The sequence below is a fragment of the Actinomadura flavalba DSM 45200 genome (assembly GCF_000374305.1).
Lineage (GTDB): Bacteria > Actinomycetota > Actinomycetes > Streptosporangiales > Streptosporangiaceae > Spirillospora > Spirillospora flavalba.
In genome coordinates this window covers 61,579-74,968 of sequence record NZ_KB894103.1, presented here as the reverse complement: position 1 = coordinate 74,968, position 13,390 = coordinate 61,579, and the positions used below count along the sequence as shown (strand labels likewise).

16 protein-coding genes are annotated in these 13,390 nt (G+C 73.9%); 9 read left to right on the top strand and 7 right to left on the bottom strand.

The genetic code is table 11. The annotated features are described in order from the left end of the window. The first annotated feature begins 3 nt into the window (after positions 1–3). A complete protein-coding gene (locus tag C229_RS0126740) occupies positions 4–462 on the top strand; it encodes a MarR family winged helix-turn-helix transcriptional regulator (RefSeq protein WP_018658200.1) in 459 nt (152 codons plus the stop codon). Here the strand turns inward: C229_RS0126740 and C229_RS0126735 are convergent. The 3 genes from C229_RS0126735 to C229_RS0126725 are packed head-to-tail and all read right to left on the bottom strand — an operon-like array spanning position 441 to position 2,825. Beyond that, a complete protein-coding gene (locus C229_RS0126735; protein ID WP_018658199.1) occupies positions 441–935 on the bottom strand; it encodes a DUF1003 domain-containing protein in 495 nt (164 codons plus the stop codon). The two genes, C229_RS0126740 and C229_RS0126735, sit on opposite strands and share 22 nt — an antisense overlap. Then, positions 932–2,260: a magnesium transporter MgtE N-terminal domain-containing protein gene (locus C229_RS0126730; protein ID WP_033424837.1), complete on the bottom strand. Its 1,329-nt coding sequence runs from the start codon at positions 2,258–2,260 to the stop codon at positions 932–934. The genes C229_RS0126735 and C229_RS0126730 overlap by 4 nt, the downstream gene beginning before the upstream one ends. 58 nt (positions 2,261–2,318) lie before the next feature. Next, entirely contained in the window at positions 2,319–2,825 is a 507-nt protein-coding gene (locus tag C229_RS0126725; RefSeq protein WP_018658197.1) for a hypothetical protein, read from the bottom strand. A gap of 39 nt (positions 2,826–2,864) precedes the next feature. Here C229_RS0126725 and C229_RS0126720 point away from each other — a divergent pair, with 39 nt between their 5' ends. Next, a complete protein-coding gene (locus C229_RS0126720; protein WP_018658196.1) occupies positions 2,865–3,815 on the top strand; it encodes an HpcH/HpaI aldolase/citrate lyase family protein in 951 nt (316 codons plus the stop codon). A gap of 346 nt (positions 3,816–4,161) precedes the next feature. Next, a complete protein-coding gene (locus C229_RS31960) occupies positions 4,162–5,283 on the top strand; it encodes a CPBP family intramembrane glutamic endopeptidase (RefSeq protein ID WP_155885071.1) in 1,122 nt (373 codons plus the stop codon). On the opposite strand, the gene C229_RS0126710 is transcribed toward C229_RS31960, so the two are convergent. Genes C229_RS0126710 through C229_RS0126700 form a run of 3 tightly spaced genes read right to left on the bottom strand, consistent with a single transcriptional unit; the run spans position 5,267 to position 7,448 of the window. Further along, positions 5,267–6,370 (bottom strand): AAA family ATPase, encoded by a 1,104-nt coding sequence (locus C229_RS0126710; protein ID WP_018658194.1) that lies wholly within the window; start codon positions 6,368–6,370, stop codon positions 5,267–5,269. The two genes, C229_RS31960 and C229_RS0126710, sit on opposite strands and share 17 nt — an antisense overlap. After that, positions 6,367–7,014 carry a nicotinamide riboside transporter PnuC gene (gene pnuC / locus C229_RS0126705; protein ID WP_018658193.1) on the bottom strand — a complete coding sequence of 216 codons (648 nt, stop codon included), beginning with the start codon at positions 7,012–7,014 and terminating at the stop codon, positions 6,367–6,369. The genes C229_RS0126710 and pnuC overlap by 4 nt, the downstream gene beginning before the upstream one ends. A 47-nt stretch (positions 7,015–7,061) precedes the next feature. Next, a complete protein-coding gene (locus C229_RS0126700) occupies positions 7,062–7,448 on the bottom strand; it encodes an NUDIX hydrolase (RefSeq protein WP_018658192.1) in 387 nt (128 codons plus the stop codon). Positions 7,449–7,530: 82 nt separating this feature from the next. On the opposite strand from C229_RS0126700, the gene C229_RS0126695 reads away from it, so the two are divergent. From C229_RS0126695 to C229_RS0126670, 6 genes are all read left to right on the top strand, one after another. After that, positions 7,531–8,166 carry a DUF6758 family protein gene (locus tag C229_RS0126695; RefSeq protein ID WP_018658191.1) on the top strand — a complete coding sequence of 212 codons (636 nt, stop codon included), beginning with the start codon at positions 7,531–7,533 and terminating at the stop codon, positions 8,164–8,166. 32 nt (positions 8,167–8,198) lie between these two features. Then, positions 8,199–9,047 carry a PHP domain-containing protein gene (locus tag C229_RS0126690; protein ID WP_018658190.1) on the top strand — a complete coding sequence of 283 codons (849 nt, stop codon included), beginning with the start codon at positions 8,199–8,201 and terminating at the stop codon, positions 9,045–9,047. Between the two features lie 65 nt (positions 9,048–9,112). Next, positions 9,113–9,817 carry an MBL fold metallo-hydrolase gene (locus C229_RS0126685; protein WP_018658189.1) on the top strand — a complete coding sequence of 235 codons (705 nt, stop codon included), beginning with the start codon at positions 9,113–9,115 and terminating at the stop codon, positions 9,815–9,817. Between the two features lie 8 nt (positions 9,818–9,825). Beyond that, positions 9,826–10,716: a RecB family exonuclease gene (locus C229_RS0126680; RefSeq protein ID WP_018658188.1), complete on the top strand. Its 891-nt coding sequence runs from the start codon at positions 9,826–9,828 to the stop codon at positions 10,714–10,716. 49 nt (positions 10,717–10,765) lie between these two features. Then, a complete protein-coding gene (locus tag C229_RS0126675) occupies positions 10,766–11,689 on the top strand; it encodes an ATP-binding cassette domain-containing protein (protein WP_018658187.1) in 924 nt (307 codons plus the stop codon). Next, the gene (locus C229_RS0126670) at positions 11,686–12,471 is read left to right on the top strand and encodes an ABC transporter permease (protein ID WP_018658186.1); all 786 of its coding nucleotides are present in this window, start codon (positions 11,686–11,688) and stop codon (positions 12,469–12,471) included. The genes C229_RS0126675 and C229_RS0126670 overlap by 4 nt, the downstream gene beginning before the upstream one ends. Here the strand turns inward: C229_RS0126670 and C229_RS0126665 are convergent. After that, positions 12,464–13,369 (bottom strand): oxygenase MpaB family protein, encoded by a 906-nt coding sequence (locus tag C229_RS0126665; protein ID WP_018658185.1) that lies wholly within the window; start codon positions 13,367–13,369, stop codon positions 12,464–12,466. The two genes, C229_RS0126670 and C229_RS0126665, sit on opposite strands and share 8 nt — an antisense overlap. Positions 13,370–13,390 lie beyond the last annotated feature (21 nt).

Sequence of the window (13,390 nt, the reverse complement as noted above, 5' to 3'; positions counted from 1 at the left end):
GACGTGACCTCCCCGCCCGCCGCCGAACCCGCGTTCTGGCGCTCGATGCTGCGCGCGCAGGCGCAGATCAGCCGCCGTCTCCAGGCCGATCTGGCCGGTTCCCACGATCTGGCGCTGGCCGCCTACGACGTGCTCGCCCATCTCGGTGACGCCCCGGGCGGACGGCTGCGCATGAACGATCTGGCCGACCGGGTGCTGCTGTCGCGCAGCGGGCTCACCCGCCTCGTCGACCGGCTCCAGTCCGAGGGGCTGGTGTGCCGCGAATCATGCGCCAGCGACGCGCGCGGCCTGTTCGCGGTCCTCACCCCGGCGGGACGGTCGCGTCTCGCCGAGGCCACCCCCACCTATCAGCGGGGCGTCCGCGACTACGTGCTCAGCCGCCTGGACGAGCACGACCTGCTCGTCGTCGGCGCCCTCCTGGACAAGCTCGCCGACGGCGCCTATCCGTTCGACGGCCGCTGATACCGCTCGTCCAGCTCCTTCACGATCGACTGGAGCTCCGACCGCAGGAAGTCGCGCGTCGCGACCTCGTTCAGCGCCAGCCGCAGCCCCGCGATCTCCCGGGTGAGGTACTCGGTGTCGGCGATGGTGCGTTCGTTGCGGCCCCGGTCCTGCTCGTACTGGACGCGGTCGCGGTCGTCCTGCCGGTTCTGCGCGAGCAGGATCAGCGGCGCCGCGTAGGACGCCTGGAGCGACAGCATCAGCGTCAGGAAGATGAACGGGTACTCGTCGAACCGCCACGACGCGGGCGCCAGCACGTTCCACGCCAGCCACACCCCCACGAAGATCGTCATGTAGACGATGAAGCGGGCGGTGCCGAGGAAGCGGGCGATGCGCTCGGAGATCTGCCCGAACGACTCGGGGTCGTAGTGCGGGCGGGGCAGCAGGGCGCGGCGCAGTTCGCGCGGCTGGTCCAGGCGTGGTGCCATCGTCATGGGTTCCCCCCGGGGAGCAGGCGGTCGTCGTCGGCGCGGCGCAGCGCCTCCTCCTCCGGGTCGGCCGGGTGCGCCGCCGAGAGGTCCATCACGGCCTCCCGCCAGTTGTCCGGCAGGAGGTGGTCGAGCACGTCGTCGATGGTGACGGTGCCGAGCAGGTGGCCGTCCTCGTCCACGACGGGACCGGCGACGAGGTTGTAGGTCGCGAGGTAGACCGCGACCGACGCCAGGTCCATCGTGGGACGCAGCGGGTCGAGGACGGTGTCCACGATGCCGCTGACGAGGGTCGGCGGCGGTTCGCGCAGCAGCCGCTGGAAGTGCACGACGCCCAGGTACCGGCCGGTGGGCGTCTCGGTGGGCGGGCGGCACACGTAGACCTGCGCGGCCAGCGCCGGGTTCAGGTCGGGGTTGCGGATGGACGCCAGCGCCTCGGCGACGGTCGCGTCCGGCGGGACGACGACGGGGTCGGTCGTCATGAGGCCGCCCGCGCTGTCGTCCTCGTAGGTGAGCAGGCGGCGGACGGGGGCGGCCTCGCGCGGCTCCATCATCGTCAGCAGCCGCTCGCGCTGCTCGACGGGCAGCTCGCCGAGCAGGTCGGCGGCGTCGTCGGGGCCCATGGCCTCCAGGACGTCGGCGGCGCGGTCGACGCCGAGCTTGCCGAGGATCTCGACCTGGTCGTCCTCGGGCAGCTCCTCCAGGACGTCGGCGAGGCGTTCGTCGTCCAGCGCTGCGGCGACCTCGGCGCGGCGCTTGGCGGGCAGCTCGTGCACGACGTTGGCGAGGTCGGCGGGCTTCATCCGCTCGAACGCCGCGATGAGCCCGGCGGCGCCCTGGCCGTGCTCGACGGCGGAGAAGCCTTCGACGCCCTCCTGATCGACCACGAACGTCTCGCCGCGCCGCCGCAGCCCGCGCGTCGTCTTCCGGCGCACGGCGATCTTGGAGATGAGCCAGTCGCGGGTGCGGGTCGGCTCCATGGCGACGTCCACGACCGAGACGACCGAGTCGTCCTCGCGCAGCCGCACGGTGCGGTCGAGCATCTCGGCGATGACGAGCGTCTCGGACTCGCGCTGCTGGAAGCGCCGCACGTTGAGCCGCCCGTCGAAGATGATCGCGTCGGGTTCGATGACGGTGACGCGCGTGATCGGCAGGAAGACCGGGCGGCGCGGGGACACCTCGACGACGAGCCCGAGGACGCGGGGCGGGCGGCCGCCGAGGCGCAGGCCCACCACCACGTCGCGGACGCGTCCCACCTGGTCGCCGACGGGGTCGAAGACCGCGATCCCGGCCAGCCGGGCGATGAAGACCCGTGTGGGAGATCCGCTCATGGCGAGGACACTACCCACGATCTTGCCGGTCATCCGGTGGCGTGCTTCACGTGGCGCGTCAGCGGTCGACGGCGCGCTTCTTGGAGCCGCGCAGGCGCGGCGGGGGACCGGCGGTCGTGGCGGGGCTCGGCACCGGCCGCACGGTGGCGTAGTCGGCGGGCTGCTCGGCGGGCCCGGCGATCTCGGCGTCGGGGGTGAGCCGGACGACCCACGACTCGGTGCGCCACCGTTCGGCCTGGTCGGAGGTGCCGTTGAGGCGGGCCTTGACCAGGAGCGGGACGACCTCGTCCCACAGGTCGGTGCCGGGCTCCACGATGGAGCATTCGGTGTCGAAGGTGACGAGCCGCCCGCCCTTGTCCTTGCTGGGCACGATCGCCCGGATGCGGTCGGACTCGGCCAGGCCGGGCAGCGGCTGCTCGCCCTCGCCGCCGGTCAGCACGTACAGCGACCCGTCGTGCCAGACGTGCCAGGCGGCGCGCGGCTGCGGCAGGCCCGGCAGCTCCAGCCAGAGCAGGCCGGACTTCTTGACCGCTTCCTCGACCAGCGCGATGCTCTGCTCACCCATGCCGGTCAGGGTCTCACACCCGCCGATACCATCCCGCGCATGAGATCCCGTCGCACGATCCTCGCGGTCCCCGGCAGCAACCCGCGCTTCATCGCCAAGGCGCAGGGGCTGGCCGCCGACGAGATCTTCCTCGACCTGGAGGACGCCGTCGCCCCGGCGAAGAAGGAGGAGGCGCGCGGCGAGATCGTGCGGGCGCTGCGCGAGGGCGACTGGACGGGCAAGGTGCGCGCCGTCCGCGTCAACGACCTGGACACGCCGTGGGCGTACCGGGACGTGATCGACGTCGTCGAGCACGCGGGCGCCCACCTGGACGTGATCATCCTGCCGAAGGTTCAGGAGGCGTCGCACGTCCAGTGGCTGGACCGGCTGCTCACCCAGATCGAACGGGCGCACGACCTCGAACCGGGACGGATCGGGATCGAAGCTCAGATCGAGGACGCGCGCGGCATGGTGGAGATCGACGCGATCGCGGCGTCGTCGCCCCGGCTGGAGGCGCTGGTCTACGGGCCGGGCGACTTCATGGCGTCGATCAACATGAGGACGCTGACGGTGGGCGACCAGCCGCCCGGCTACACCGAGGGTGACGCGTATCACTACATCCTCATGCGCATCCTCGTCGCGGCGCGGGCGCGCGGCCTCCAGGCGGTCGACGGGCCGTACTTCAACGTCCGCGACGTCGAGGCGTTCCGCCGGGTCGCGCGCCGGTCGGCGGCGCTCGGCTTCGACGGCAAGTGGGTGCTGCACCCCGCGCAGGTCGAGGCGGGCAACGAGGTCTTCTCCCCCGAACAGGACGACTACGACCGCGCCGAGCTGATCCTGGACGCCTACGAACACGCCACGACCGTCCAGGGACGCGGCGCGGCGACGCTCGGTGACGAGATGATCGACGAGGCGTCCCGCAAGATGGCCCTCGTCGTCGCGGCGAAGGGCCGGGCGGCGGGCCTCACCCGGACCAGGACGTTCGACCCGCCGGGCGGCGACGCGGAGTGAGGAACCGGCCCCGGGCGGGCAGGACGCCCGGTGACCTCGGACGGCGGCAGGACGGAGCGACCGGATGACCCGACCCTCGGACGACCACGGCTGGACCCCGCCCGACCCATCCCCGGACGAGCCCTCGCGCCCCGATCCGGCGCCGACGGGGGATTCCGCGCCGTCCGTCCCGCCCGCACACGACCCCGGGCACTCCGAGGGTTCTCGTCCCGGTTACGCGCCTTCCGAGGGTGGCCGTTCCGGCTATGTGCCTTCCGAGGGCGAGCGCCCCGGTTACGCACCCTCCGAAGGCGACCGTTCCGGTCATGTGCCCTCCGGGGGCGATCGTCCCGGTGCGGGGGCCTCTGTGGGTGAGCGCCCTGATTCTCCGTGGGGCGGCGACGTCGGGCAGCCGCAGCGGCCCGGTCCCGCGCCGGCGCCGTACGGGGCGCCGTACGGGGCGTGGGGCCCGCCCGGGGCCGGGTACCAGATGGCGTACGGGCCGCCGCAGGGCAGGCGGGCGTGGGTCGTGGAGCCCGAGCCGGACGTCCCCTACCACCGGATGGCGCGCACGCGCGTGCACCGGTGGTGGCGGCCGCTGCTCGGCACCCTGCTCATCGTGGGCGTGTGGGTGGTCGTCGCCGCCGCGCTGATGATCGTCGTGTTCATCGGCCTCGTCGCCGTGAAGGGCGTGCCGGAGGAGTCCGACGGCGACCTGCTGGAGTTCTTCGGCCCGCTCGGCGGGCTGGTGGTCAACCTCGGCCTGCTGGCCCTGCTGATCCCGGTCGTGTTCCTGGCCGCGTGGGCGGTGCAGCGCCGCCGTCCCGGCACGCTGTCGTCGGTCACCGGGCGGCTGCGGTGGCGGTGGACGGCGGTGTGCGCCGGGGTCGCGGTGGTGTTCTGCGCGATCACGCTCGGGACGTCGCTGCTGGCGGCGGGCCAGGTGGACGACCCGCTGATCGAGGCGGGCTGGGCCGGGTGGGACGAGTTCCTGGTGCCCGCGCTGCTCATCCTGCTGCTCGTGCCGTTCCAGGCGGCGGCGGAGGAGTACGCGTTCCGGGGCTGGCTGCTCCAGGCGGTCGGCGCGTGCACGCTGGAGAACAGCACGAACCGGGTCGGACGGGCGCTGAGCACCGTGTTCCGGACGCCGTGGCCAGCCGTGCTCGTCGCGTCGGCGTTCTTCACCGCCGGGCACGGCTACACCGGCTGGGGCATCCTGGACATCTTCGCGTTCGGGTTCGTCGCCGCGTTCCTGACGATCCGGACGGGCGGCCTCGAAGCGGCCATCGCGCTGCACGTGCTCAACAACCTGATGGCGTTCTGGCTGATGGCCGCCGCCGGCGACCTCGACATCGAGCAGGGCGCGGTGCCGTGGCAGTACGTCCTCGGCGACCTGGTCGCGCTCGCCGTCTTCGCCGCCGTCGTGCTGCTGCTCGCCCGCAGGCTCGGCGTGCGGCGGGTGACGCCGGAGCCTAGAGCGGTGGGCTGATCTCCCAGCCCGCCGCCAGCAGCGCGTCCACCGCGACGACGGCCTTCTCCAGCCGCTCCTCGTGCGCGCCGCGCACGGTGACGTGCGGGAGCCGGTGGCGGGCCAGCTCGGTGCGGAACCGGACGTCCATCCACGACCGGACGGACTCGCCGTCGCGCCAGCCGTCCTGCTCGAACGGCACGCCGTCGGCGGACGTGTGAATCCACAGGTGGTGCGGGGCGCGCTCGTGCACCCGCTCGACGTCCGGGGCCGGGGCGTTCAGATAGCGCTCGTGCCACAGCGTCGTGGCCAGCGCGTCGGTGTCGCAGAACAGGACGGGCGACCCGGCGCGGGCGGCGGCGTCCTCCAGCGCGAGATGACGTTCGGCGATCGTCGTGAACTCGGCGGACTCCCAGGCGAGGTCGTCCAGCCAGAGGCCGGGGTCGCCCGCCGCGCGCCGCACGGCGGCCAGCTTCTCCGTGCAGTACGTCCGCCCGTACTCGGGCACCCACCGCGTCGCGGCCCAGACGCCGCCGCGCGCCGCGTAGTGCGCCGCGAGCGCGCGGGTCAGCGTCGTCGTGCCGGTGGACTCCGCGCCGGTGACCACGACGCGCCGGGCCAGGTACGCGCGGACGGGCGGCGCCAGGTGCTCCCACGTCGCGACCGGGTCGGCGCGCACGGCGGTGCCGCTGACCGGGAACCGCGCCCGGTCGGGGTCGACGGGCACGTGCGCGGCGCCGAACCGGCGCGCCAGCTCGGGGCCGTAGTCCTCGGAGCTGAACACGGCGTCGACCGGCGGCCAGATGACGCCCAGGCCCTCCATGAGGCGCAGCGCCGCGCGGAAGGCGTTAACGTGCGTCGCCCAGGCGGCGTCGGAGCCGTAGTCGACCTCGGCGTCGTCCATGACCGGCACGATCTCGACGTGCGGCTGCGGATGCGTCTCCCGCAGCCACGCGGCGCGCAGCGCGAGCGGGACGCTCTCGGCCGTGGACGCGGCCACGACGACCGTGACCCGCGCGCACCGCGCGGCGGCCGTGTCCACGAGGTGCCGGTGCCCGGCGTGCGGCGGATAGAACTTGCCGATGACCAGGCCGTGCGCGAACGTCACGCGACCGTCTCCGCGACGGGCGCCCGGCCGGTCAGGTCGCGCCGCCAGGCGATCAGCCCCGACACGCACAACGCCAGGAAGAGCACGTAGAGCACGGACGTCAGGTGCAGGTCCTTGTGCCAGTAGAGCGGGATGTAGATCAGGTCGGCGGCGATCCACAGCCACCACGACTCCAGCAGCTTGCGCGACATCCCGTAGGTGGCCATGAGCGACAGCGCCGTGGTGACCGCGTCCCAGAACGGGACCGTGGAGTCGGTGAAGGCGACGAGGACCCACGTCATGACGGCCGTCGCCACCGCGCCCGCGACGCCGACGCCCGCCCACTCGGCGCGGCGGGTGCGGCGCACCGGCAGCGCGTCGCGTTCGGCCCCGCCGTACATCCAGACGTACCAGCCGTAGCACTGGAGCGCGACGTAGACGACCTGGAGCGCGGCGTCGGCGTACAGGCCGCCGTCCAGGAAGACCAGGCCGAGGAAGATGACGTTCACGGCGCCGATCGGCCAGTTCCAGATGTTCTGCCGCACGACCAGGTACACGTTCAGCGCACCGGTCGCGAAGCCGATCAGCTCGGCCCAGCTCGTCGGGACGGCGCCGAGGTGGAAGGCGGGGCGGAGCAGGGGTTCGAGCAGGTCGTGCAGGGTCACCGGGACCTCCGGGGGGAAGGAGCGTCAAGATCCTAGGCGGTCGCGGCTCAGGCGAAGCCCCAGGACTCCAGCGCGGCCAGCACGCCGGGGGCGAGGTCGGCGGCGCGCAGCTCGGCGGGGGTGAACCAGCGGGCGTCGTCGGCGTCGTCGCCCGGGGTCAGGACGCCGCCGGTGACGGTCGCGACGTAGTCGTGGATCTCGTAGACGACGCCGGGTTCGGCCCGTTCGACGGTGCCCGCGAGCGCGCCGGGTTCGACCGTCAGGCCGGTCTCCTCGCGGAGTTCGCGGATGACGGCGGTCCGGTCGTCCTCGCCCGGTTCGACCCGGCCGCCGGGGATCGACCAGGTGCCCCGCGCCGGTTCGTGACCCCGCAGGATCAGCAGGACGCGGCCGTGGCCGTCCCGGACGACCGCTCCCGCACATCGCACGCGCATGACCCGATCATCGCCGAACCTTGGCAGTGCGACGGCGTGGAGGGCTTGACGTACCGCGTTCGACGACGCACTGTAGGTAACCATGAGCGCCGAGGTCACCTGCCCGCGGTGCGCCGCAGAGCTGCGACCGCCCGACGCCCGCTCCGCCGACTGGACGTGTGGCGAGCACGGCGCCGTGCTGCCGCGCCGCCCGTCCGAGCAGCCCGGCCAGGACGCGCTCGACGAAGTGCTCCGGCACACGCACGTCCCCGTCTGGGCGCCGTGGCCGCTCCCGCGCGACTGGCTCGTCACCGGGTTCGGCTCGGTCGGTGACGAGCGCGGCGGCGCCCGCGCCGTGGCCGTCGCGCTGTCGGGGCCCGGCCTGCTCACCGGCTCGCACGACCTCATCCTCGTCGCCGAGGAGCCCGGTATCGGGCTCGGCGCGCACTTCGCCGGACTGCCCGGCACCGACCCGGGCCCCGGCTTCGACCGGGGCGCCGCGCTCACCAAGCTCGCGGCGGCGGGCCGGTCGGTCCCGCTGTGGCCGGTCGCCGCCCCGTCCGACCGCGCCGCCTACGTCGGTGAGGCCCTGGGCAACTGGCTGTGGGCCGTGCTGTGGCCCGCCGAGGCCGGGGTCCTGCTGCTGGAGGCGTCCGCCCTGCTCGACCTGCGCGAGCCCGGTTTCGCCCTCGACCTGCCCTACGGCCCGCTCAGCCCCCGCCTGACCCACCTCCCCTGACCCGCGCGCACCCGGCGGGTGTAGCAAGGGGTATGCGCATCGACCTGCACGCCCACAGCGACGTCTCCGACGGCACCCGCCCGCCCGCGCAGGTCGTCGCCCGCGCCCACGCCGCCGGGCTCGACGTCGTCGCGCTCACCGACCACGACACGGTCGCCGGGGTCGCCGCCGCCGTCGCGGCGCTGCCCGCCGGGACGACGCTCGTCGCCGGGGCCGAACTGTCCTGCCAGGTGGACGGCCGAAGCGTGCACCTCCTCGGCTACTTGTTCGATCCGGAGCACCCCGAGCTGGCGGCGGAGATGGCGCGGCTGCGCGACGACCGCGTCATCCGCGCCCGCCGGATGGTGGACAGGCTCCGCGAACTGGGCGCCGACGTCACCTGGGACGCCGTCCGCGCGCTGGCCCGCGGCGACGCCGTGGGACGCCCGCACATCGCCCGCGCGCTCGTGGAATCCGGCGCCGTCGCGACCGTGGACGAGGCGTTCGGCCCGGCGTGGATCGCCGAGGGCGGACGGGCCCACGTCGGCCGCTACGCGCTCGACCCGGTCCGTGCCGTGCGGCTCGTCCGCGCGGCGGGAGGGGCGACCGTGCTCGCGCATCCCCGGGCGGCACGCGGCGGCTACCACGCCGACGACGCGCTGATCGCGGACCTCGCCGCCGCCGGGCTCACCGGCCTGGAGGCCGACCACCCCGACCAGCCCGCCCGCGACCGCGCCGCCCTGCGCGCCCTCGCCGGGGACCTGGACCTCGTCGTCACCGGCTCCAGCGACGACCACGGCGCGCTCACCGGCGACCGGCTCGGCGCCGAGACGACCGCGCCCGGCGCCTACGAGGCGCTGCTCGCCGCCACGTCCGGCGCCGTCCCGCCCGTCCGCCGCTGACCCGCCGGGCCGCCCGGCCGCCGCGCGGAGGCGCGCCGAGGGCGCCGCAGCGGTAGGGTGCGGGCGTGGATGCGCGCATCGAAACCGTGGTGACGTCGGGCGAGACCTCGCTGTACGGCACCGCCTACGACGTCGAGAACAACACCTACATCGTCGGGAACGACGACGAGGCCATCGTCATCGACCCGGGCTTTGACGCCGAGAAGGTGCTGAAGAAGGTCGGTGACCGCGAGGTCATGGCCGTCATCCTCACCGACGGGCACGAGCACCACCTGCGCACCGCGCTGGAGGTCGCCGCCGCCGGCGAGGAGGACGAGGACGACTGGGCCCCGATCGCCCTGCACCGCGGCGACCGGCCGCTGTGGCGCGACTACTTCGCCCGCCTCGCCAAGGAGGAGGACGACGAGGACGACGCCAAGGCGCTGCGCTCGCTGGAGCCCGACATCTGGCTGGAGGACGGCGGCGTCTTCCAGATCGGCGACGCCCAGCTCGAGATCCTGCACACGCCCGGCCACACGCCCGGCAGCGTGTCGATCGTCAGCGACCAGCTCGGCGTCGTGTTCTCCGGCGACACGCTGCACCGGGGCCAGCCCGGCTCGATCGGCGGCCAGTACGAGGACCGGCGCAAGCAGATCAACTCGATCGGCGCGCTGCTCACCCCGCTGCGCGAGCAGGACCCGCGCGTCCTGCCCGGCCAGGGCGAGGAGACGACCGCCCGGGAAGAGGACGCCCGCTGGGAGACCTGGGGCGCGTTCGCCGAGGAGGACTGACGGCGCCGGTGAGCGGTGAGCAGCTCGGCTTCGGCTTCGAAGAGATGCCGCGACGGCTGTACACGTGCACGCCGTCGCGGCTGAACACCTGGCTGGACTGCCCGCGCCGCTACCGGATGACCTACCTCGACCGCCCGGCGCCGCCCAAGGGCCCGCCGTGGGCGCACAACAGCGTCGGCGCGAGCGTGCACAACGCGCTGGCGGCGTGGTGGCGGCTGCCCGAGCACGAGCGGTCGCCCGCCGCCGCCGTCGCGCTGCTGCGGCGCGGCTGGCTCACCGACGGGTTCCGCGACGCCGCGCAGTCGGCCCGCGAGCGCGACCGCGCCGCCGAGATGGTCGAGCGGTACACCGCGCGCCTCGACCCGTCCGACGAGCCGCTGGGCGTGGAGCGCACGGTCGCGACCCGCACCGACCGCATCGCGGTGTCGGGCCGCATCGACCGGCTGGACGGGCGCGGCGGGGAACTGGTCGTCGTCGACTACAAGACGGGCCGCCACGTGCTGACCTCCGACGACGCGCGCGGCTCGCTGGCGCTGGCCCTGTACGCGATCGCCGCCGGGCGGGTGCTGCGCCGCCCGTGCCGCCGCGTGGAGCTGCACCACCTGCCGTCCGGCGAGGTCGCCGTCTGGGAGCACACCGACGAGTCCCTGGCCCGGCACCTGCGCCGCGCCGAGGCCATCGCGGACGAGGCGGCCGACGCCGACGCCGCCTACCGCGACCGTCCGCCGGTCCCGCGCCCGCGCTCCGGCGAGGCGCCCGACCACGCCCCGTTCGACGCGCAGTTCCCGCCCCGGCCCGGCAACCTCTGCTCGTGGTGCGACTTCGCCCGGCACTGCCCCGAGGGCCGCGAGGCCGCCCCCCGCAAGGAGCCCTGGGCCGCCCTCCCGGCCGAGGTCTGACGTGGGGCGGAATTGACGCGGGGGGTGCCCGTGATGTCACGATGGCGGCGTGATCGTCGTGGAGAACCTGACCAAGAGTTTCGGGCCGGTCCGTGCCGTGGACGGGGTGAGCTTCGTCGCCCGCCCCGGAACGGTGACCGGCTTCCTCGGACCGAACGGCGCGGGAAAGACCACGACGTTACGGATGATCCTCGGGCTGGTGGGCCCGACGTCGGGCCGGGCGCTCATCGAGGGGAAGACCTACGCCGACCTGGAGCGGCCGCTCGCGACCGTCGGCGCCGCGCTGGAGGCGACCGGCTTCCACCCGGGCCGCACCGCCCGTGACCACCTGCGCGTCACCTGCCTGGCGGCGGGCCTCCCGCTCGCGCGCGTCGACGCGGCGCTCGCGCAGGCCGGGCTGACCGACGCCGCGGGCCGCCGCGTCGGCGGGTTCTCGCTGGGCATGCGGCAGCGGCTCGCGCTCGCGGCGGCGATCCTCGCTGAGCCGCCGGTGCTGATCATGGACGAGCCCGCCAACGGCCTCGACCCGGCGGGCATCCACTGGCTGCGGGCGTTCCTGCGGCATCTGGCCGAGCAGGGCTGCACGGTGCTGCTGTCCAGCCATGTCCTCGCGGAGGTCGAGCAGACCGCCGACCACATCGTGATCGTGGCGAACGGCCGGGTCGTCCGCGACGCGTCCGTCGCGGAACTCACCGGCGCGGGCAGGCTCCGGGTGCGGATCGCCCCGCAGGACGCGGAGGCCCCCGGCACCCTCGCCGGGCTCGCCGCCGCCCTGGAGCGCACCGGCGCCGAGGTCGAACACGACGACGGCGGCCTGGTCGTCGCCGGGGTCGAACCCGCCGACGTCGGACGGGCCGCGCTCGCCACCGAGACCGTGCTGACCGAACTCGCGCCCGAGAGCTCCGGGCTGGAGAAGATCTTCCTGGAGCTGACGATGGCGCAGATGAGCGTCCCCGAGGAGAACCCCGCATGATCGCGCTCGTCCGCGCCGAACTGCTCAAGATCCGCTCGACCCGGATGTGGATGGGCATGCTCGCGTTGACCGTGGGCTACACCCTGTTCAACCTGGTGTTCTACCTGGCGCTGGCGGGCGTCGAGCTGAACGGGGAGGCGGCGGCGCTGCCCCCGGTCACCGACGAGAACACGCTCCAGATGATCTACGCGGTGGGCACCGGCAGCGTCCTGTTCATGATGATCCTCGGCATCATGGGCATCACGTCGGAGTACCGCTTCCAGACCATCACGCAGACGTTCCTCGTCACGCCCCGCCGTGGCCGCGTGCTGGCCGCCAAACTGCTGTCCTACCTGGTGGTCGGACTGGTCTTCGGCGTGGTGACGGTGGTGCTGACGGTGGCGGTCGCGCAGGCCGGGCTGGCGATCCGGGGCGGCCCGGCGACGCTGCTCGACCACGAGATCCCGATGATCCTGCTCGGCACCGTCGCCGCGTTCGGCCTGTACGCGCTCGTCGGGCTCGGCCTCGGCGCGCTCGTCCGCAACCAGATCGCCGCCATCATCGTGGCGATCATCTGGGTGCTGCTGGTCGAGCAGCTCGTCACCGTGATCGTCCCGGTCGTCGGCCAGTGGCTGCCGATGGGCGCGGTGCGGTCGCTGACCAGCATGGACGGCCCCATGTTCAGCGGCACGGGGTCGCTGGACACGCTGCCGCCCTGGGGCGGCTTCCTGCTGCTGCTGTTCTACGGCGTGCTGTTCGCGGCGATCGCCGCGTTCACCACGACGCGCCGCGACGTCACCTGACGGACGCGACGGCCCGCCGCGACGGCCAGCGGCGCGGATCGCGCAGCCCGTACAGGCCGCGCGACAGGTCGTAGCCCTCGGCGTCGAGGGTGCGGCGGGCGCGTTCCAGCATGTCGCGGGTGGGCTTGGCGAAGGCGCGGTCGTGCAGGCGCTCGGGGACGGCGTTGAGCGTCGTGCGGAACGAGCGCAACGCGGCGGTGACGACGGGCTGCGGCAGCTCGGGGAGCGTGCCGTACATGCGCCGGGCCCAGCCGGGCAGCGCGTAGTAGCACAGCGCCCCGAACGGGAAGTAGCCCGGCTTCCCGGCGTTGAGGAACCGCATGTCGTCCGGCAGGTTCGGCCACAGCAGGAACCGGACGGTCGCCGCCGCCTCCTCGGTGACCCGCAGGTGCGGCCGCATCGCCGCCATGTACTCCTCCATCTCGGCGACGCTGCCCGGGACGTCCTCGGCGTGCAGCCCGACGTAGGTGGCGGTCCGGCGCTGCTCGTCCAGGTACCGGTCGGCCATGGCGCCGGTCATCGGCAGCCCGCACCGGCGCGCGACCTCCAGGTAGGAGTACACCTCGGCGCAGTGCACCCACAGCAGCAGCTCGGGCTGGTCGAGCCGTTCGGTGCGGCCGGTGTCGTGGTTGAGGATGCGCAGGCTGCGGTGGATGCCGCGCACCTTCGCGGCGAGCGTGTCGATCTCGTCCCGCGACCCGTAGGTGGCGACGCCCACGAAGTCGGCGGTGCGCTGGAGGCGCCCGATCGGGTCCTCCTGGAAGTTGGAGTTCTGCCACACCCCCCACATCGCCATCGGGTGCAGCGCCTGCAACATCAGGCCGCGCACACCGCCGACCCACATGGACCGGTCGATGTGGACGCGCCAGGTCACGCTCTCCGGGGCCACGACGGGCATGACGCCAACCTCCGCACACGA

Bases quoted from the DNA above. Each gene is read 5' to 3' on its own strand.
- C229_RS0126735 (WP_018658199.1), bottom strand. From the start codon at position 935: ATGACGATGGCACCACGCCTGGACCAGCCGCGCGAACTGCGCCGCGCC.
- C229_RS0126730 (WP_033424837.1), bottom strand. From the start codon at position 2,260: ATGAGCGGATCTCCCACACGGGTCTTCATCGCCCGGCTGGCCGGGATC.
- C229_RS0126725 (WP_018658197.1), bottom strand. From the start codon at position 2,825: ATGGGTGAGCAGAGCATCGCGCTGGTCGAGGAAGCGGTCAAGAAGTCC.
- C229_RS0126720 (WP_018658196.1), top strand. From the start codon at position 2,865: ATGAGATCCCGTCGCACGATCCTCGCGGTCCCCGGCAGCAACCCGCGC.
- C229_RS0126700 (WP_018658192.1), bottom strand. From the start codon at position 7,448: ATGCGCGTGCGATGTGCGGGAGCGGTCGTCCGGGACGGCCACGGCCGC.
- C229_RS0126695 (WP_018658191.1), top strand. From the start codon at position 7,531: ATGAGCGCCGAGGTCACCTGCCCGCGGTGCGCCGCAGAGCTGCGACCG.
- C229_RS0126690 (WP_018658190.1), top strand. From the start codon at position 8,199: ATGCGCATCGACCTGCACGCCCACAGCGACGTCTCCGACGGCACCCGC.
- C229_RS0126670 (WP_018658186.1), top strand. From the start codon at position 11,686: ATGATCGCGCTCGTCCGCGCCGAACTGCTCAAGATCCGCTCGACCCGG.
- C229_RS0126665 (WP_018658185.1), bottom strand. From the start codon at position 13,369: ATGCCCGTCGTGGCCCCGGAGAGCGTGACCTGGCGCGTCCACATCGAC.